At 67.6% G+C, this 19059-nt stretch carries 17 protein-coding genes and 3 tRNA genes; 9 read left to right on the top strand and 11 right to left on the bottom strand.

Translation table 11 applies throughout. The annotated features are described in order from the left end of the window. Nucleotides 1-81 precede the first annotated feature (81 nt). Complete coding sequence (tig, locus tag AC4EEV_RS02365) at nucleotides 82-1476, bottom strand: trigger factor (RefSeq protein WP_018761582.1); 1395 nt, start codon at nucleotides 1474-1476, stop codon at nucleotides 82-84. Nucleotides 1477-1556: 80 nt separating this feature from the next. Then, nucleotides 1557-1631, bottom strand: a tRNA-Pro gene (locus AC4EEV_RS02370). A gap of 131 nt (nucleotides 1632-1762) precedes the next feature. On the opposite strand from AC4EEV_RS02370, the gene AC4EEV_RS02375 reads away from it, so the two are divergent. Then, nucleotides 1763-1836, top strand: a tRNA-Gly gene (locus AC4EEV_RS02375). Between the two features lie 45 nt (nucleotides 1837-1881). On the opposite strand, the gene AC4EEV_RS02380 is transcribed toward AC4EEV_RS02375, so the two are convergent. The 3 genes from AC4EEV_RS02380 to AC4EEV_RS02390 all read right to left on the bottom strand — a co-directional run bounded on the left by AC4EEV_RS02380 (nucleotide 1882) and on the right by AC4EEV_RS02390 (nucleotide 4440). Beyond that, nucleotides 1882-2841, bottom strand: coding sequence for an Fpg/Nei family DNA glycosylase (locus tag AC4EEV_RS02380; protein WP_491330065.1), 960 nt, complete (start codon nucleotides 2839-2841; stop codon nucleotides 1882-1884). Then, entirely contained in the window at nucleotides 2841-3335 is a 495-nt protein-coding gene (locus tag AC4EEV_RS02385) for a ribose-5-phosphate isomerase (protein ID WP_018761584.1), read from the bottom strand. Before AC4EEV_RS02385 ends, AC4EEV_RS02380 begins: the two co-directional genes overlap by 1 nt. 88 nt (nucleotides 3336-3423) lie before the next feature. Next, on the bottom strand, nucleotides 3424-4440 hold the full coding sequence (locus AC4EEV_RS02390; protein WP_133831674.1) for a hypothetical protein: 1017 nt from the start codon (nucleotides 4438-4440) through the stop codon (nucleotides 3424-3426). Nucleotides 4441-4630: 190 nt separating this feature from the next. Here AC4EEV_RS02390 and pepN point away from each other — a divergent pair, with 190 nt between their 5' ends. Next, entirely contained in the window at nucleotides 4631-7204 is a 2574-nt protein-coding gene (gene pepN, locus AC4EEV_RS02395; protein WP_491330836.1) for an aminopeptidase N, read from the top strand. Further along, nucleotides 7201-7674 carry an OsmC family protein gene (locus tag AC4EEV_RS02400; RefSeq protein ID WP_491330066.1) on the top strand — a complete coding sequence of 158 codons (474 nt, stop codon included), beginning with the start codon at nucleotides 7201-7203 and terminating at the stop codon, nucleotides 7672-7674. The genes pepN and AC4EEV_RS02400 overlap by 4 nt, the downstream gene beginning before the upstream one ends. Here AC4EEV_RS02400 and AC4EEV_RS02405 read toward each other — a convergent pair. Next, entirely contained in the window at nucleotides 7671-8666 is a 996-nt protein-coding gene (locus AC4EEV_RS02405) for an NAD-dependent epimerase/dehydratase family protein (protein WP_491330067.1), read from the bottom strand. The two genes, AC4EEV_RS02400 and AC4EEV_RS02405, sit on opposite strands and share 4 nt — an antisense overlap. A gap of 66 nt (nucleotides 8667-8732) precedes the next feature. On the opposite strand from AC4EEV_RS02405, the gene AC4EEV_RS02410 reads away from it, so the two are divergent. Together AC4EEV_RS02410 and AC4EEV_RS02415 are read left to right on the top strand one after the other, a co-directional pair. Continuing rightward, nucleotides 8733-9416: a mechanosensitive ion channel family protein gene (locus AC4EEV_RS02410; RefSeq protein WP_018761589.1), complete on the top strand. Its 684-nt coding sequence runs from the start codon at nucleotides 8733-8735 to the stop codon at nucleotides 9414-9416. Between the two features lies 1 nt (nucleotide 9417). Beyond that, nucleotides 9418-9897 carry a globin gene (locus AC4EEV_RS02415; RefSeq protein ID WP_133831677.1) on the top strand — a complete coding sequence of 160 codons (480 nt, stop codon included), beginning with the start codon at nucleotides 9418-9420 and terminating at the stop codon, nucleotides 9895-9897. A gap of 24 nt (nucleotides 9898-9921) precedes the next feature. Here AC4EEV_RS02415 and AC4EEV_RS02420 read toward each other — a convergent pair whose 3' ends face one another. Next, a complete protein-coding gene (locus AC4EEV_RS02420; RefSeq protein ID WP_018761591.1) occupies nucleotides 9922-10581 on the bottom strand; it encodes a DUF8185 domain-containing protein in 660 nt (219 codons plus the stop codon). Between the two features lie 64 nt (nucleotides 10582-10645). Here AC4EEV_RS02420 and AC4EEV_RS02425 point away from each other — a divergent pair, with 64 nt between their 5' ends. After that, a complete protein-coding gene (locus AC4EEV_RS02425) occupies nucleotides 10646-11581 on the top strand; it encodes an acyl-CoA thioesterase (protein ID WP_133831679.1) in 936 nt (311 codons plus the stop codon). A gap of 84 nt (nucleotides 11582-11665) precedes the next feature. On the opposite strand, the gene ettA is transcribed toward AC4EEV_RS02425, so the two are convergent. From ettA to AC4EEV_RS02440, 3 genes are all read right to left on the bottom strand, one after another. After that, entirely contained in the window at nucleotides 11666-13348 is a 1683-nt protein-coding gene (gene ettA, locus AC4EEV_RS02430) for an energy-dependent translational throttle protein EttA (RefSeq protein WP_018761593.1), read from the bottom strand. A gap of 60 nt (nucleotides 13349-13408) precedes the next feature. Next, nucleotides 13409-13966, bottom strand: coding sequence for a DUF6993 domain-containing protein (locus AC4EEV_RS02435; protein WP_491330068.1), 558 nt, complete (start codon nucleotides 13964-13966; stop codon nucleotides 13409-13411). Nucleotides 13967-14082: 116 nt separating this feature from the next. Continuing rightward, nucleotides 14083-14640 (bottom strand): single-stranded DNA-binding protein, encoded by a 558-nt coding sequence (locus tag AC4EEV_RS02440; protein ID WP_018761595.1) that lies wholly within the window; start codon nucleotides 14638-14640, stop codon nucleotides 14083-14085. 206 nt (nucleotides 14641-14846) lie between these two features. Here AC4EEV_RS02440 and AC4EEV_RS02445 point away from each other — a divergent pair. Continuing rightward, nucleotides 14847-14919: transfer RNA gene (locus tag AC4EEV_RS02445), tRNA-Arg, on the top strand. Between the two features lie 51 nt (nucleotides 14920-14970). On the opposite strand, the gene AC4EEV_RS02450 is transcribed toward AC4EEV_RS02445, so the two are convergent. Further along, nucleotides 14971-16197, bottom strand: a complete 1227-nt coding sequence (locus AC4EEV_RS02450) for an ROK family protein (RefSeq protein WP_491330069.1) — start codon at nucleotides 16195-16197, stop codon at nucleotides 14971-14973. A 141-nt stretch (nucleotides 16198-16338) separates the two neighbouring features. Here AC4EEV_RS02450 and xylA point away from each other — a divergent pair, with 141 nt between their 5' ends. Next, entirely contained in the window at nucleotides 16339-17526 is a 1188-nt protein-coding gene (gene xylA, locus AC4EEV_RS02455; RefSeq protein WP_491330070.1) for a xylose isomerase, read from the top strand. A 3-nt stretch (nucleotides 17527-17529) separates the two neighbouring features. After that, nucleotides 17530-18948 (top strand): xylulokinase, encoded by a 1419-nt coding sequence (gene xylB / locus AC4EEV_RS02460; RefSeq protein ID WP_491330071.1) that lies wholly within the window; start codon nucleotides 17530-17532, stop codon nucleotides 18946-18948. Nucleotides 18949-19059 lie beyond the last annotated feature (111 nt).

The raw sequence follows: 19059 nt of genomic DNA on the forward strand, positions 1-19059 counted from the left end.
GCCCCGCTCCGGTTTGCCGCCCAACGCGAACGGCCCCCGGATCGGAAGGATCCAGGGGCCGTTCGCTGCGGCTGGGAAGGACTATGCCTTGGCCTCGGCAGTGGTTTCCGCTGCCTCGGCAGTTTCGGTTTCCGCCGCGTCGGTGGCGTCAGCTTCAGTGGCTTCCGCAGCAGGAACTTCCTCGCCGCCGGGGCGGACGAAGTCGCTCAGGTCGACTGCGTTGCCCTCAGTGTCGGTCACCGTGGCCTGGCCCAGGACGACGGCCAGTGCCTTGCGGCGGCGGACCTCGGAGACCATCATGGGGACCTGGCCGCTCTGATCGATGATCTGGGCGAACTGGTTGGGGTCCATGCCGTACTGGCTGGCGGTGGTGACGATGTAGTCGATCAGCTCGTTCTGGCTGACGTTGACTTCTTCCTTCTCCGCGATGGCGTCGAGGATGATTTCGTTCTGGAAGGCGCGGGCCGTGTTGGCGCGGACCTCTTCGCGGTGCTCTTCGGTGTCGTGTTCGCCGTCGCCGTGGCCGTTGCCCTCCTGGAAGTGGGCTTCAAGCTGCTCTTCGACCACCGAATCGGGAACGGGGACCTCAACCAGCTCGACGAGCTTGTCGAGGACCTTGTCGCGGGCTTCGACGCCCTGCTCGACGATCTTGGAGTCGGCAGCCTGCTTGGCGAGGTCCTCGCGGAGCTCGGCAAGGGTGTCGAATTCGGAGGCCAGCTGGGCGAAATCATCGTTCGCCTCCGGCAGTTCACGCTCCTTGACGGCCTTCACGACGACCTTGACCTGGGCGGCTTCGCCGGCGTGGTCGCCACCCACCAGGGTGGTGTCGAAAATGGCGTCCTCATCCGCGCTGAGCCCGGTGACGGCCTCGTCCATGCCCTCGAGCATGGTGCCGGCACCCACCTGGTAGGACAGGCCGGCAGCGGAGTCAACCTCTTCGCCGTCGATCGTGGCGGTGATGTCGATGGTCAGGAAGTCGCCGTCGGCGGCCGGACGGTCAACGGACTTGAGCGTGCCAAAGCGGCCGCGCAGCTCGTCCAGGGCCTTGTCCACGTCAGCCTCGGAGGATTCCGCGGCGGCGACCTGGACCTCGATGCCGGAGTAATCCGGGAGTTCGATTTCGGGGCGGACGTCAACCTCAGCGGCGAACTTCAGGCCGCCATCGGTTGCGGAAGGATCGGGCACCTCGGTGATCTCCACCTCCGGACGGCTCAGGGGGCGGATGCCGGATTCCTGCACGGCAGCCTGGTACCAGCCGTTGAGGCCATCGTTGATGGCGGTCTCCAGGACGTAGCCGCGGCCGACGCGCTGGTCGATGAGCTTGGCGGGAACCTTGCCCTTGCGGAACCCGGGGACCTGGATCTGCGAGGCAACGGTCTTGTAGGCCGAGTCGATGCTGGGCTTCAGTTCCTCAAAGGGGACCTCAACATTGAGCTTGACCCGCGTGGGGGTGAGGTTCTCGACAGCGCTCTTCACGGTCTAAGTACTCCTGGGTTGTGGGATGGGTTTCTGCAAAACGCGTTGGATGTCCAGGCCTGCTGGTCCTGGCCGCAGAGTCGGGGTGACAGGATTTGAACCTGCGACTTCCTGCTCCCAAAGCAGGCGCTCTAGCCAAGCTGAGCTACACCCCGTAAGTGCACAGGCAAGTCTACGGTGATACGCGTCGCGAATGCACATTTGACACGTAGGCCATGGATTAGGTTTAGTTGTATCCGGCTTCAACAGCCAGCCCGGAGTTTCCGCGAAAAGCGGATCTTCCTTCGGGGACGTAGCTTAATGGTAAAGCCTCAGTCTTCCAAACTGATTACGCGGGTTCGATTCCCGTCGTCCCCTCCATAAATACAAGAAGGCCCCTCCATGGAGGGGCCTTCTTCGTTTTTCCTACTCGGCCGGCCGCTGGCAGGAGGGGCACCAGTAGAGGTTTCGCCCCACGAGGTCGGTGACGAGCACGGTGGTCCGGCACACCCTGCAGGGCAGGCCCTGCCGCTTGTAGACGAAGTGGACGTCCTCGCGGGCGGGGAAGTGCGCGCCCTTGGGCGGCACGGGATTCCCGGCCGCAGCGGCCTTGGCCGCCGTGGTTCCGTTGAGTTTCCAGTACTTTGGCGGCGTGGTGATGATCCGCCCGTCAGCGACGCCGTCGGCCATGACGGCGACGACGTCACGCCACAGCTTCCGGGCATCGCCGTCCGCGACGGCGCCGCCGGGAAGCCACGGATCCAGCCGGCGCCGGAACAGAACTTCGGCGCGGTAGACGTTGCCTACCCCGGCAATGATCTTCTGGTCCATCAGCAGCGCAGCCAGCGGCGTCTTCCGGGCCCGAAGGTTCGCCGCGAACCGGCCCGCGTCGCCCCGCAGGTTCCGCAACGGATCCGGTCCGAGCCGGGCCAGGACGGCGTCCGCCTCCGCGGCGGTAATGGTTTCGCAGGTGGTTGCCCCGCGCAGATCCGCCCAGCCATGGCTCCCGGCCAGCCGGACCCGGACGGCCCCCACCGGTGGCGGCGGACCCTCGTACGCTGCGCCGCCGTCGTCATCCCCGCCGGAAAAGGCTTCCCGCTCCCCCACCCGGCGGGGCGCGCCAATACTGGAGGCGCCGGCGAAAGTTCTGTCGCCGCCGAAGCTCCAGGCGCCGTACAGGCCGAGGTGGACGTGCAGTACCAACGCGTTGTCAAAGTGGAGGAACAGGTGCTTGCCGTGTGCCTCGGCGGCGACGAGGGCGTGCCCGTCAAGCAGGGCCGCTCCCCCGGCAAACCTGCCCTGCGGGCTGGAAACAGCCAGGGTCTCGCCAAGGAAGACGTCTCCGAACTGCCGGGCGAGCCTGCGGACCGAATGTCCCTCAGGCACTACTCGATGACCTCGCCCGTGGCCTCATAGGCTGCGATCTTGCCAATCCGGCGGACATGGCGCTCATCGTTGCTGAACGGCTCGGCAAGGAAGGCCTCAATCAGTTCGGTGGCTTCTTCCACCGAGTGCTGGCGGCCGCCCACCGCCACCACGTTCGCGTCGTTGTGCTCGCGGGCGAGGGTGGCGGTGGAAAGGTTCCACGCCAGGGCGGCACGTACGCCCTTGACCTTATTCGCGGCAATCTGCTCACCGTTTCCGGAACCGCCCAGCACGATGCCCAAGGCGTGCACGCCTGCCTGCTGGTCGGCGACCACGGCGAGGGCGGCGTTAATGCAGAAGGAGGGGTAGTCGTCCTGGGCGTCGTAGACCTTGGGCCCGTGGTCCACCACCTCGTACCCCTTGCCCGTCAGGTGGGACACCAGGTGGGCACTGAGCTCCATCCCGGCGTGGTCGGTAGCGATGTGGACCCGCGGGAAGGCAGGGGAAGTTGTCACGAGCAAGATCCGTTCGGTTCGGTGGGCTGGCGGCCGGCCGGGTGGGGGCCGGAACAACACCGATAAGGATACTAGGACTGCTCCGGGGTCAGGACCCGGGCTGCCCAACCGCCGGCGGTCCGCCCCCGCGCCGTGCCCTGGCCGCGACCCTGGTCAGGACATCGGCCAGCCGTGCCGCAGAGTCCAGGGTGCCGCCGCTTACGGCCAGGCGCTGGCCGTCCGTCTTGCGCACGACGACGGCGGGCCCGCTGCTGACCAGCATCGCCGCGGTGCCGCGATGGTGCCGGTAGCCCCACCCGCCGTAGTCAGCGGCCCTCACCTCGGCTGCGCTGGCGGCCGAAATGGCGCCGGCGGGGACATCCATGACAGGTACCACTCCGGCAAGCAGGACCTTCAGGCCGCCGCGGTCAGCTTTGACGCGGGCGAACAGGAACGCCGTGCTGACAGCGGCCAGGAGGACCAGCAGGATCCCGAGCCACGGCAGCACGACGGCGAGCAGCGCTGCCGGGAACAGCGTGGCGATGCCGATCATGACGAAGACCGAGCTCCGGGCGTGCACCCACAACCGGATGGTGTCCAAGGCGAGATCCGGGTCCGTTTCCCTGGCGATGGCGGTTTGCAGGGCACGGTCGTCGTCCGGGGACCACTGCCGGTCAGCCTTGTAGACCATGGCCATGGTGACGCCCAGGGAAACAGCAGCGCCGCTCCCGAGCGCCAGGACGGTCATGTCCACGCGTGACTGCCGGGCGTCAGCGAGTCCCACCTGGCCGATGAGGCCTGCCGCCAGGGCCGAGGTGATAAAGAGGCTGAGGAAGAAGCCGGTGCCCATCATGATCCGGCGCATCAGCACGGGCCTGCCCAGGGGCACCGCCTGCAGCAGGACCACCCAGCCGGCAACCACAATCGCCCCGGCCCCTGCGCCCACATAGGCGCCGAATGGGGCGAAGGCGGCACCGCCGTCGGCCGTCCAGCGCACCGCGAGCGGGTCTGGAAGGTCAGGCCGGAGCAGCCAGGCGCAGAAGGCGAAGGCGGCGGCGAGCGCGACGGGGAACCCGAGGGCAAAGCGCAGCGCCTTGGCATCCACCGAATCCAGCAGCTTTCCCATGCGTCCAACGCTACCCCCGCAACCCCGGGAGGAAATGACGCGGCCGGGGCCGCGGCGCGCTGTGACCCGGGCAAGCTGTGACCCGGGCAACTTGCCAAGGACTGCAAGGATGAAAGAATGCAGCACAGTGCCGGAACCGGGACCACCGGCCGGCAACCGAAACTTCTCTGGAGGCCCTCCTTTGCCAGGTATGAACCTGACGCGCGCCGAAGCCCGTGAGCGCGCCGAACTGATCACCGCCGAGTCCTACGATGTCAGCCTCGACCTGACCCGGGGCGGAGAGGTCTTTGGCAGCACCACCACCGTGAAATTCACGGCCGTGCCGGGATCGTCCAGCTTCATTGATGCTGTGACCCGGACCGTGCACAGCGTGACGCTGAACGGCCGCGCCCTCGATCCCGCAACCATGTCCGACGGCGTGCGGATCCAACTGCCCGGGCTGGAGGAGCACAACGAGCTGACCGTCGTGGCTGACATGCCCTACATGAATACCGGCGAAGGCCTGCACCGGTTCGTGGATCCGGTGGACAACGAGGTCTATCTCTATACCCAGTTCGAGGTTCCGGATTCGCGCCGCATGTTCACCGTCTTCGAACAGCCCGACCTGAAGGCAACCTTCGCGTTTACGGTCACGGCACCCTCGCACTGGGATGTGGTGTCCAATTCCCCCACCCCGGAGCCGGTGCAGGCCCCGCCCGCAGAGGACGGCGGAGCCAGGTCCGTATGGGCCTTTGCGCCCACCCCGCGCCTGTCGTCCTACGTCACCGCGCTGATCGCCGGACCGTACCAGTCCGTCCGCAGCGAGGTGGCCAGCTCGGACGGACGCGTCATCCCGCTGGGCGTGTTCGCGCGGAAGTCGCTCATGCAGTACCTGGACGCGGACAATATCTTCGAACTGACCCGGCAGGGCTTCGGGTTCTTCGAAGCACAGTTCGGCTGCCCCTACCCGTTCGAGAAGTACGACCAGCTGTTCGTGCCGGAATTCAATGCCGGCGCCATGGAAAACGCCGGCGCGGTGACCATCCTGGAGGGCTACGTCTTCCGCAGCAAGGTCACCGGCGCGCAGATCGAGCGGCGCGCCATTACGGTGCTCCACGAGCTGGCCCACATGTGGTTCGGGGACCTGGTGACCATGCGGTGGTGGAACGACCTCTGGCTCAACGAGTCCTTTGCGGAGTACATGTCCCACCTGGCCGCGGTGGAGGCCACGTCCTTCACCAGTGCCTGGACCACGTTCGCGTCCGTGGAGAAGTCATGGGCCTACCGCCAGGACCAGCTGCCCACCACGCACCCGATCTTCGCCGAGATCAACGACCTGCAGGATGTCGAGGTCAACTTCGACGGCATCACCTACGCCAAGGGCGCCTCGGTGCTCCGGCAGCTGGTGGCCTGGGTGGGTCCTGAACAGTTCATGGCCGGCGTCCGGGAGTACTTCGCCAAGCACTCCTGGCGCAACACCGAGCTGCGCGACCTGCTGGTGGAGCTGGAGAAGGCCAGCGGACGCGACCTTGACGGCTGGGGCCGGCAGTGGCTCGAGACGGCGGGCGTGAACACCCTCACCCCCGAGCTGGAGGTGGACCAGGACGGGACGCTGAAGTCCCTGGCGATCGTGCAGTCCGCCGTTCCGGAGTGGCCCACCCTCCGGCCGCACCGCCTTGCCGTAGGGTTCTACAACCTCAACGACGCCGGAAAGCTGGAGCGGGTGCACCGCGAGGAGCTGGATGTCGACGGCGAACGCACGGAGGTGGCGGGCGTGGCCGGCCTGGCGCAGCCGGACCTGATCCTCGTCAACGACGATGACCTCGCCTACGCCAAGGTGCGGCTGGACCCGAAATCCCTGGCCACCGCCACTGCACACCTCAAGGACTTCGAGGCCAGCCTGCCCCGCACCCTCGTCTGGAACTCGGCATGGGATGCGGCCCGGGACGGCCAGGCCCCGGCACGGAAGTACGTGGAGCTGATCCTGGCCAATGTGGCCGCGGAGACCGATTCGTCCGTCATCCTGGTCCAGCTCCGCCAGCTGGCCACCACCCTGAATTTCTACGTGACGGAAGAACACCGCGAAGCCACCATGGTGGCAGCCGCAGACAGGTTGTGGGAGCTGGCATCGGAAGTCCCCGGCGGCTCCGACGCGCAGCTGCAGTTCGTGAAGTCCTTTGCCCTCCTTGCCGGCAGCGCGTCCCAGCTCGACCGGGTAGCGGCCCTGCTGGACGGCTCAGCGGTCCTGGACGGGCTGGCCGTCGACCAGGACCTCCGGTGGGAGCTCGTGGCATCCTTGGTGGCCGGCGGCCGGATGGGCCAGGAGGGCATCGACGCCGAGCTGGAACGGGACAACACGTCCAGCGGGCAGAACGCCGCGGCCCTGGCAAAGGCCGCGCTTCCCACGGCGGAGGCCAAAGCGGCCGCCTGGGAGTCGATCGTGGTCAAGGGTGACCTGTCCAACGCCCTGCAGGGATCGGCCGTGGCCGGCTTCATGCGGGTCCGGGACCGGTCGCTGCTGGAGCCGTACGCGGAGAAGTATTTCGCGGCGGTGCCGGCCATCGTGGCGACCCGGACCCACGCACTCGCCCAGCAGATCGTCGTCGGCCTCTACCCGGCGCTGCTGACCACGCAGGCCACCATCGACCAGACCGACGCCTTCCTGGCGTCGCTGCCCGCGGAAAGCGCCGCGCTGCGGCGGATGATGCTGGAAAACCGCGACGGCGTGGCCCGGGCCCTGCGCGCCCGCGCAGCCGACGTGCTGCCGGACGGCAGCGCGGGGTGAGCATCGGCGAACACACCTACACGCTGACGGTCCAGTGGACCGGCAACCGGGGTGGCGGCACGTCGTCGTACCGGAGCTACTCGCGGGACCATGACGTGCTCATCCCGGGCCTGCCGGTATTGAAGGGCTCGGCGGACCCGACATTCCATGGGGACCGGGAACGGTACAACCCCGAACAGCTCCTCCTGGCGGCCCTGGCACAGTGCCACATGCTGTCCTACCTGCACGTGGCCGTGAAGCATGGCGTGGTGGTCACTGACTATCGGGACGAGGCCTCCGGGGTAATGCGGCTCAACCGCGACGGCAGCGGCCAGTTCGAACAAGTGACGTTGCACCCCAGGGTCACCGTCGCCGACGCCGGCCAGGTTGAGCTGGCCGGCGGGCTGCACCATGAGGCGAACCAGGTGTGCTTCATTGCCCGGAGCGTGAACTTCCCGGTGGGGCACCAGCCCGTTACGGTGGCAGGCTAGGCACCGCCTTGGTGGAGCATAGCGATCAGCCGCTGCTCCACCTCGGGCGACAGGCCTGCCTTGCGGGGCCGGTCCAGCCCCCGGGCGCGTTCGTCGGCCAATGTGTCCGCCAGGGTTTCCCGCCAGGGCCGCAGCACCATTCTTGCGGCCCTGGCGGCCTGGTTGCTCCGGGCCATGAAACCCTCGTGGCCGGGCGGGAGCCAGAGCGGCAGGGAGTCCGGGCCTGACCAGTAGTTGATCCCTTGCGCCACCAGCCACGCTTCGGCGGCAGGGGCCAGGGCACCTTGGTGGCCTCCTGTCTCCCGGCAGGCATCCACCAGGGCGCCGAACGGCACCTCTTCCCCACAGGCGTTCAAAGCACCGGTGGTGCCCTGTACGGCCGCGGCCAGGATCCAGGCGGCCAGGTCCCGGACGTCAATGGCCTGGGTAGGATGGGCGGCAATATCCGGGACCAGTACCGGCTCCTGGTTACGGGCGAAGCGCGCGGGCCAGTAGCCGTATCGGTCGGACGGGTCGCCGGGGCCGCTGATCAGGCCGGCGCGGCACAGATGGGCGTTCCCGGCAGTCGCCTCAAGGGTGGCCGCCTCGATGGCCACTTTGGACTCTCCATAGTTCTCCGGCGCGGACGGGATCCCCGGAGCGAGCGGAGGCAGGAGGGGTGCGTCCTCCGCCGCGCCCGGAACCGAATGGTCCGCGTAGGCCGAGCAGCTGGAAACGAAGGTCCAGTGCCCCGTCCGGGCGGCCAGCGCCTTGAGTGCGCCGCGGGCAGGTCCGGGGTCCCGCGCCACCTCGATCACGGCATCCCACTCGCCCTCCACCTGGGCATATGCCGCAGCGCCGGCGGACCGGTCCGCCTGCACCCATGCCGTGCCCCGCGGCGGTCCACCCGCGGTTCCCCGGGCCAGGCAGGTGACGGCGTGTCCCGCGGCCAACGCCTGCGCGGCAATGTGCTTGGAGAGGAAGGCCGTACCGCCCAGGATGAGGATGCGCATTGCTCCACGCTACGGCGCTAGGGTTGAAAGAGAACAGCGCAAACCCCCAAGGAGCTATTTCCCCCCATGGTCAGTATGTTGTCCATCATTCCCCCGGTCTCCAGCCAGCCCGGCGGCGTCAGCGTTCCGGGCATAGTGATCAGCGTCGGTGTCGGTGTCGGCGTCTGGCTTGTTGCCACCTTCATCATCTCGCGCATCACCAAGCGGGTGGCGTCCGGAAGCAATTTCTTCAAGAAACCCACGTTCAAGTGGGTGGCACCTGCCCTCAGGGCCCTGGACCACGAACGGCGCGTCCAGCGGGCGGAAACCATCGGGTCGCTGCTGAACAGCATCGTCGGGGTCCTGGTGGCAGTCATCACCGGCATGTATGTCCTGCAGAACCTGGACATCAACATCGCTCCCCTGCTGACCAGCGTGGGAATCCTGGGTGTGGCCATCGGCTTTGGCGCCCAGCAGCTGATCCGCGACTTCCTGGCCGGGATCTTCATCACCATCGAGGACCAGTACGGCATCGGCGATGTCATCGAAACCAGCGAGGTGGTGGGCGTCGTGGAGTCCATGGGGCTCCGGATCACGCGGGTCCGCTCCGACGACGGCGCCATCTGGTACCTGCGCAATGGCGAGATCCTGCGCGTGGGAAACCGCTCGCAGGGCCGTTACCTTCCGCTGCATGAGTCCGAGGACGGTACCACCGACCAGGCCTCTGCCCACGTGGAGACCCCAAAGACTGACCAGAAAGCCGGCGAGTAGCATGACTCTTCCCATCGAACCACGCCCCGGGGTCCCGGGCCCCCTCCAGCCACAGCGGCCCCAGCTGATGCAGAACGACCCCTTCAGCCAGCCGGCGTACACCGACAGTTTCTACGAAGCCGTGGGCGGCCACGAGACGTTCGTGAAGCTCATTGATGTTTTCTACGACGGGGTCGCCGCCGATCCGCTGCTTCGGCCGATGTACCCGGAGGAAGACCTGGCTCCGGCAAAGCGCCGGTTCCTGATGTTCCTTGAGCAGTACTGGGGCGGACCCACAACCTACGGTGAGGAGCGCGGGCATCCGCGCCTGCGGATGCGGCACATGCCCTTCAAGGTCACGCCGGAGGCAAAGGACCGGTGGCTGTTCCACATGCGCGCGGCAGTGGACACCCTGGACCTGCCGCCGCTCTATGAGGGAACACTGTGGGAGTACATGGAGCGTGCGGCCCTGTCCATGGTGAACAGTCCGTCCGGCGCGTGATGCCCGCCCGCCGGGAGCCCGGGTTTACAGGAGGCCGCTGCCGGTGCGCGCCAGGACGTGCCCGCGCGGGCCACTGAGCCTGAACCAGCGGCCGGCACGGTAGAGTGCCTGTTCGCCGTCGGCAAGGAACCCCAGGGCAAGTGCTGCGAAAGCTGCGCCGGCCGGCAGGCCGGAGTGGTCCAGTTCGCGTCCCCACACGGCAGCCCGGGCGTTGTTGACGATCAGGGCGCCGGGCTTGTCCGGCACGATGCCCGCCACTTCGCCGATGCCCGACTCGGCGGCCTCCCGCAGGCGGGCGTCGCTGATGGCGCCCAGCGGCTCCCATCCGCCACGCGGGGCGCCTACCCCGGTCCAGGATTCGGTGACGGTGGTGGGCGGAACCGGCAGGTCGACGTCGGATGCGCCGGCGCGGGCAAGCCGGTCCAGGACGGCCGCCAGGGGCACCGTGACGTCTGTCGCTGACGGCTCCGCCAGCGCCATGGTGCGCAGGCCCAGGATGGTGGGGGTCGATTCACCAAGCAGCCGGGGCCGCAGGACGCACACGTAGGCCGCCAGGACGGAGCCGGCGGCCTGGAGCCGGATGGCGCCGTCGTCAATTGCCTTGGCGCGGGTGGCGAACGTCTTCAGGTCCGCAAGATCCCTGGGATCGGCGAAACGGAAGGACGAAGTGAGGAGATCAGACACAACAAGAACACTACCGGCTGCGGGCAGGTTGAGTGGTTCCGCGGCCGCCGTCTAGAGTCGGACCATGACTGAAGCCGAAGCCGGACTGCTGGCGCCCCCCAGCGGCGATCCCACCTCATCGCTGATCGAACTGCTGGACCTTGGTGATCTCGAAGGCGCCCGGACGGACGAGGACATCTTCCTCGGCCCCTCCCAGCGGCAGCCGCATCACAGGGTCTTCGGCGGCCAAGTGCTGGCGCAGTCGCTTGTTGCTTCCACCAGGACGGTTGATCCGGACCGGCTGGTCCATTCCATGCACGGCTACTTCCTGCGGCCCGGCGACGCCAACAAGCCCATCACGTTCGGTGTGGAGCGGTTGCGGGACGGCAGGTCGTTTTCGGCCAGGCGTGTCCATGCCTACCAGGACGGTGTGCCGATCCTGTCCATGATTGCTTCCTTCCAGGTTGAAGCGGAGGGCATTGAACACGCGGCCGCCATGCCGGCCGGGATCCCGGATCCGGAGTCGCTTCCCAGCACTGCGGACCTGCTGGGCAAGTTCGACCATCCGGTGGCGCGGCATTGGGCGTATGAGCGGCCCTTCGACATCCGGCATGTAGACCCTGCCCTGTACGTTTCGGCCAATGGTCCGCGCGAGGCGCGCAACGCCGTTTGGATGAAGACCCTCGGTCCCGTGCCGGACGACCCCAACCTGCACCGGGCGGCCCTGGCCTATGCCAGCGACTACACCCTGCTCGAGTCAATCCTCCGGAGGCACGGACTGAGCTGGATCACCCCCGGGATGAACGTTGCCAGCCTGGACCATGCCATGTGGTGGCACCGTCCCGCCCGGGTGGACGACTGGCTGCTGTACGTCCAGGAGTCGCCCAGCGCCCAGGGCGCCCGCGGCCTGGCCACCGGCAGGATCTTCAACAGGGCAGGCCAGCACGTCGCCTCCGTGGCCCAGGAGGGCATGGTGCGGGTCCCGCTCGACACGGCGGGAACGCCCGAATCCGGGTCATAGGGAATCCCTGGACGACATAAGGGCGGCACCCTCTCGGGTGCCGCCCTTATGTCTTCGTGGGTAGGCCGCTTTGTCGGCCGCGGTTTAGTCGCGGGTGAGGCGGCGGTGGGTCACACGGTGCGGCTTGGCAGCGTCGGGTCCGAGGCGTTCGACCTTGTTCTCCTCGTAGGATTCGAAGTTGCCCTCGAACCAGTACCACTTCGAGGGGTTTTCCTCGTCACCCTCGTAGGCGAGGATGTGGGTGGCCACCCGGTCGAGGAACCACCGGTCGTGGGAAACGACGACGGCGCAGCCGGGGAACTCCAGCAGAGCGTTTTCCAGGCTGCTGAGGGTTTCGACGTCGAGGTCGTTGGTGGGCTCGTCAAGGAGCAGCAGGTTGCCGCCCTGCTTCAGGGTCAGGGCAAGGTTCAAGCGGTTCCGCTCACCACCGGACAGGACGCCGGCCTTTTTCTGCTGGTCCGGGCCCTTGAAGCCGAATGCTGCAACGTAGGCGCGGGAGGGCATCTCCACGTTGCCGACCTGGATGAAGTCCAGCCCGTCGGACACGACCTCCCACAGGGTCTTGTTGGGGTCGATGCCGCCACGGCTCTGGTCCGCGTAGGAGATCTTGACCGACTCGCCGATCTTCAGGTCGCCGCCGTCAAGCGGTTCCAGGCCCACGATGGTCTTGAACAGCGTGGTCTTGCCAACACCGTTGGGGCCGATGACGCCCACGATGCCGTTCCGCGGCAGGCTGAAGGACAGCCCGTCGATGAGGGTCCGGTCCTCGAAGCCCTTCTGGAGGTTCTTTGCCTCCAGCACCACGCCGCCGAGGCGGGGTCCCGGCGGGATCTGGATTTCTTCGAAGTCAAGCTTGCGGGTGCGGTCGGCCTCCGCAGCCATTTCCTCGTACCGGGCCAGACGCGCCTTCGACTTGGTCTGGCGGCCCTTGGCGTTGGAGCGGACCCAGTCCAGTTCCTCCGCGAGGCGCTTGGCCTGCTTGGCGTCCTTCTTGCCCTGGATCTCAAGGCGGGCGCGCTTCTTCTCCAGGTAGGTGGAGTAGTTGCCTTCGTAGGGGTAGAGGTGTCCGCGGTCCACCTCGGCGATCCACTCGGCCACGTGGTCGAGGAAGTACCGGTCGTGGGTGACGGCGAGGACGGCGCCCGGGTAGCTCGAAAGGTGCTGCTCGAGCCACAGCACGCTTTCGGCGTCCAGGTGGTTGGTGGGCTCGTCGAGGAGCAGCAGGTCCGGCTTCTGCAGCAGGAGCTTGCACAGTGCCACGCGGCGGCGCTCACCACCGGAAAGGTTGGTAACGTCGGCGTCGGCCGGCGGGCAGCGGAGGGCGTCCATGGCCTGTTCGAGCTGGGAGTCGAGGTCCCAGGCGTCGGCGGCATCAATGGCTTCCTGCAGTTTGCCCATCTCTTCGAGGAGGGTGTCGTAGTCGGCGTCCGGGTTGGCCATTTCCTCGGAGATCTCGTTGAAGCGCTGGATCTTGCCGTAGATCTCGCCAACGCCTTCCTGGACGTTGCCCAGGACGGTCTTTTCCTCGTTCAGCGGCGGTTCCTGAAGCAGGATGCCCACGCTGTATCCGGGGCTGAGCCTGGCCTCACCGTTGGAGGGCGTGTCCAGCCCGGCCATGATCTTGAGAATGGTGGACTTACCGGCACCGTTGGGGCCCACAACACCAATCTTGGCACCCGGGAAGAAGGACATGCTTACGTCATCAAGGATGAGCTTTTCGCCAACGGCCTTGCGGGCCTTGGTCATTGTGTAGATAAATTCCGCCATGGTCTCAAATCTAGTGGGTCGGCGGGCAGATCTCACATTTGCAGGGATCCTTCGGATCGATCAGGACCCGACGAAGCACTTCCCGCTGGCAAGGACGGGCAGGACGGTGACGGTCACGGCCCCTTCCCGGACCTGTCCGATCACGCAGTCCTTGCCTTGCAGCACCGCCGCCTCGATGGCATCCGCTTCCAGCCCGGTCGGCGTGCGGCTTTGCGAGACCTGGAGCACGCCCGGTGAAATGCCGGCTCCCGCCAGGGCGTCGCTTACCTGCCCCGTGGCGGGTTTGGGGGCACCGGCGGCCAACTTGGTCAGGGCGTCGGTGACCGTCCGCTTCACCGTCTCGGTGGCCGCGGCGTCGGCGGCCTGCGACGAAGCTCCGGAGGTGTCCGCGAGCGCCCCGCCGCTGTTTTCACCAGTGGCCGCCGAGGCCTGGGGCCGCGCGGACTGTCCCTGCGTGGCCTGGGCGGCAGCTGACGGAGCCGGGTTGCCGGGCTGGGCCATGGCGGGATCGTTCGATGCAGGACCGGCAACGCACCCTGTCAAGAGTGTGGCCAGGACGGCGCACGCCAGCGCTGCACCGGCCCGGTTGTACTGCCGGTGGGAAAGGGTGTGCCGCATGGTGCCATTCTGCCATGGCCCCGTAAGCGGACGGGCGGTGGACGGCCGGGGGGGGGGTGCCGCCGCTCCGCCCGCCCGGGACCTGATGGGACGCGCTGAAGGCTGATGCGTGGTTCCTAGACTTCTGCGAGTTCCCCCGTTTCGAGGTCAAGCGAGGCCATGGCACCATCACTGTCCTCGATGACCACTGACAGATGGCCTTCATCGTCCGGGTGTTCGTCGTCCCTGTCCTCGGGCTCATCCGGGAGTTGGTCCAAGCCCGGGTGGGGGCCGGGCTCGGGGGCTGGTGGTTGTTCCACGAGCGAGAGCGCCGGCCGTGACGATGTCCGGATGAAGTTGGCCGAGCCCAGCGAAAGGTCGTGCCCCACGGTGTCGGCGTCAATGACGGTGGAGTGGTAGATGCGCCCGTCCTTCTCCCAGGTGCGGATCTTCAGTTTGCCAACCACGATGACGGGCTGTCCTTTCCTGATACTGCATCCAAGGGTTCCCGCGAGCTGGCGGTAGCCCTGGACGGTGAACCAGTTGGTGTGGCCGTCATGCCAGGTTTTGGTTTCCCGGTCGAAACGGCGGCTGGTGGAACCGACGCGGAAAGAGGCCGTGGCCACTCCCCCCGGCGTGGTGGAACTCGTGATCTCGGTGGCCACGAAGCCCCGGATGGTGATCGTTTCGCTCATCTCTTCGTCCTGTCTCAATGGTGCTGCCCTGTGCAGGCATGACCAGCATTGCGCCCGGCGGCGGACGGAAGGAGGGGGAGGTTGGTGTATGTGGACAACGAGGGTGCAGGCGCCTTTGTGGAGGGACAGTGCGTGACGGATGACAGCGCCGGCAGCTCCGGCAAGGTAAACTTTTCGAGGCGCCGGCGTACAGGCCGGAACCCATTGCCTCAGTAGCTCAGGGGATAGAGCAGCGGCCTTCTAATCCGCCGGTCGGGGGTTCGATTCCCTCCTGGGGCACCCGGATACGCCCCGGTCTTCGGACCGGGGCGTTTTTTGCATTAACCCTTGCTATGCCAGCAGCTTGTGCGGCGCTTCGACGAGCGACCGGATGACACTGCCGGCAGCACCCAGGAGCGCCCCCGACTCCCCCACGGCCGATACCGAGACCTGGCCGGCCGCGTACCTGCCTGGAGCGTACTTTTGCAGGCTCTCAAGCAGCGGACTGCGGAGCCATGGTTCGAGGACGGCGAAGTGGCCGCCGAGGACGACAGAGGCAATATTGACCACCCGGGCTGTTGACGCGAGCGCTATGCCCAGGCAGCGCCCCGCACGCTCGACGGCGGCCAACGCCCCGGGCTGCCGTGCGTCCAGCGCCTGGAGGAGCTTGGCCATGGCGGCCGAACGCGAATGTTCCACGGGTCCAATCCCCGCCGCCTCGAAGATGGCATCCTGGCCGGCCACGGTTTCCAGGCAGCCCGTCCCGCCGCATGAGCATCGCGCGCCGTCGGGGTCCACCACGATGTGGCCCACTTCGCCGGCGTGGCCGCCGGGGCCCGTGAAGAGTTCGGACCCAATCACCAGGCCGCCACCGACGCCCACCTCACCGGAGACAAAGAGGAAATCGGATGCCCTATCGGGCCGGTGCCGCAGCTCGGCCAAGGCCGCAGCGTTGGCTTCGTTGAAGAGGGCAACCCCCAACGGCGCTTCCGGCAGGAGGGCGCCAAGGTCAAGGTCGACGCCGGCCCAGCCCAGGTTGGGTGCCGTGAGCACCCGTGCGGCGGCAGGGTCCACCAGCCCGGGCACGGCGAGCCCGCCGCCCAGGACCTCGACGCCGTGTCCCCCGGCCGCACCCCGAACCCGGGCGGCCAAAACGGCGAGCGCCGCCATGACGGGACCGTCCACGCTGTTGCGGTTGTCGCGTTCCTGCACTTCACGGACCAGCACTTTTCCGGCCAAGTCAACCACTGCAGCGGAGATGTAGTCCACATTGATCTCCATCCCCATCACTGCCCGGCCGGGGTTAAGTTCCAGCCCGACACCCGGCCGCCCGCGCCCCTGCGGGTTGAAGCCGATCTCGCGGATGATGCCGGCATCCAGGAGATCCAGCACCAGGCTGGACACGGATGCCTTGGTCAGGCCGGTAGCGGCTGCCAGCTGGGCACGGCTGGGATGGGCCCCCCGCGGGAACTCGGCGATCCGCCCCAGCACCAAGGCCAGGTTGCTTCGCCGGACGTCACCCACGCTTCCAGGGGCCGACCCCCCGGATCCCGCCACGGCAGGTGCCGGTATCACCATCACAAAGCTCCTCCGTCAGCACGTGGGCCCGGCCGTCATGTGCCCGCCGGACCCTTGACCCCACCCTACGTCCACCCATATAGTTCAGGCAATAAACTAAAGCTTCGCATCCGGCGGAGCACTCGATTGCAAGGACGCATCATGACTCACTCCCCCACCCCCGCTGACAAGTTCACCTTTGGCCTTTGGACCGTCGGCTGGACCGGCGCCGACCCGTTCGGCGTGGCCACCCGCGCCGCGCTGGATCCCGTGGAAGCAGTCCACCGGCTCAGCGAACTGGGCGCCTATGGCATCACCTTCCACGACAACGACCTGGTCCCTTTTGACGCCACCGACTCCGAGCGGGAGCTGATCCACAAGAACTTCCGCGCAGCCCTGGCAGAGACCGGCTTGAAGGTTCCAATGGTCACCACCAACTTGTTCAGCCACCCGGTGTTCAAGGACGGCGGCTTCACCTCGAACGACCGCTCCATCCGCCGCTTCGCCCTCTCCAAGGTCCTGCGCAACATTGACCTCGCCGCGGAACTCGGCGCCGAAACCTTCGTCATGTGGGGCGGCCGCGAAGGCAGCGAGTACGACGGATCCAAAGACCTGGCCGCCGCGCTTGACCGGATGAAGGAGGGCGTGGACACCGCAGCGGGCTACATCAAGGACAAGGGCTACAACCTGCGGATCGCACTGGAACCCAAGCCCAACGAACCCCGCGGCGATATCTTCCTGCCCACTGTCGGACACGGCCTGGCCTTCATCGCCCAACTGGAACACGGCGACATCGTGGGCCTGAACCCGGAAACCGGCCACGAGCAGATGGCCGGGCTGAACTTCACCCACGGCATCGCCCAGGCCCTCTGGGCCGGCAAACTCTTCCACATCGACCTCAACGGACAGCGCGGCATCAAGTACGACCAGGACCTCGTCTTCGGCCACGGCGACCTGACCAGCGCCTTCTTCACGGTGGACCTGCTCGAAAACGGCTTCCCGGGGGGTGGACCGAAGTACGACGGCCCGCGCCACTTCGACTACAAGCCTTCCCGCACCGACGGCTACGACGGCGTTTGGGAATCCGCGAAGGCCAACATGTCCATGTACCTGCTGCTCAAGGAGCGGGCCCTCGCCTTCCGCGCCAACCCCGAAGTCCAGGAGGCGCTCAAGGCCTCCGGCGTCTTCGAACTCGGCGAGCCCACGCTCAACGCCGGCGAAAGCACCGCGGACCTGCTCGCCGACGCCGCCTCCTTCGAGGACTTCGACGCCGACAAGGCCGCCGAGCGCTCCTTCGCGTTCGTCCGCCTCAACCAGCTTGCCATCGAACACCTCCTGGGCGCCCGCTAGGCCATGGCACTCGTCGCAGGGATCGACAGTTCAACCCAGTCCTGCAAAGTGGTAATCCGCGACGCGGACACCGGAGAACTGCTCCGCCAAGGCCGCGCCGGCCACCCCGACGGCACCGAGATCCATCCGGACCACTGGTGGACGGCGCTGCAAAAAGCCGTTGCCGAAGCGGGCGGCCTGGATGACGTGGCCGCCATCTCCGTCGGCGGCCAGCAGCACGGAATGGTCTGCCTCGACGCAGACGGTGACGTGGTCCGTCCGGCACTGCTGTGGAACGACACCCGCAGCGCCGGGGCAGCGGTGGAGCTCATCAACGGCGCCGGCAGCGGAGACCCCGTTGCCGGCGCTCGGTACTGGGCCAACGCCACGGGCACCGTCCCCGTGGCCTCACTGACAGTGACCAAGCTGCGCTGGCTTGCGGAGAACGAGCCGGACAACGCCGCCAAGGTCGCGGCCGTATGCCTCCCGCACGACTGGCTGACCTGGCGGCTCGCCGGTTACGGGCCCGGCAGCGGCGCGTCGGGCCTGGCCGCACTGGCAACGGACCGCTCTGATGCCTCGGGCACCGGGTACTACTCGTCGGCGGAGGGCCGGTACCTGCCGGACGTCCTGGCATCCGCGCTGGGACACGTCCCCGCCGTCCCCAAGGTTCTCGGGCCACTGGAACAGGCGGGCCGCACCCCCGCCGGCTCCTTGCTCGGAGCCGGTGCCGGGGACAACGCGGCCGCCGCGCTCGGCGCCGGAGCGGACCTGGGCGACGTCGTCATGTCCCTGGGCACCTCCGGAACCGTATTTGCCGTCTCGGACACGGCGCCGGCGGATGCATCGGGACTGGTGGCCGGGTTCGCCGATGCAGCCGGCCACTACCTTCCGCTGGTGTGCACGTTGAACGCCACGCGTGTTTTCGATGCCACCGCCGCCCTGCTGGGCGTCGACCTGGCGGAGTTCAACAGGCTGGCACTCTCTGCCGAACCGGGCGCCGGAGGCCTGGCCCTGGTCCCGTACTTCGACGGGGAACGGACGCCCAACCTCCCGGACGCCACCGGCACCCTGCATGGCATCACGCGGGCCAACTACACCCCCGCCAACCTGGCGCGCGCCGCCGTCGAAGGCGTGGTCTGCTCCCTGGCTGACGGCCTGGCAGCGTTGCAGGACCAGGGCGTGGCCGCGCGGAGGATCCTCCTCGTGGGCGGCGGCGCCCAGTCCGACGCAGTGCAGGACGTCGCAGCGCGCCTGCTGGGAACCCGTGTCACGGTTCCCCTCCCGGGCGAGTATGTCGCGGACGGAGCGGCCCGCCAGGCCGCCGCCGCACTCACCGGGCAGTTCCCCGCCTGGTCCGCGGACGCCGTCGAGCTGCCCGTGGGAACGGACGACGCCGGCGTGCTGGCCCGCTACCGCAGCGTCGCCTTGGCGCACGCCTAGGTCGGTCCGCGAAACCACGAAGGACCCGGACCGCCTGCGGCGGTCCGGGTCCTTCCATATGGGGCGCGGGCTCCTGCCTGCGGAAAACGCCGGCAGGAGCCCACGGTCTGT

Source organism: Pseudarthrobacter sp. MOO14 (genome assembly GCF_058267675.1).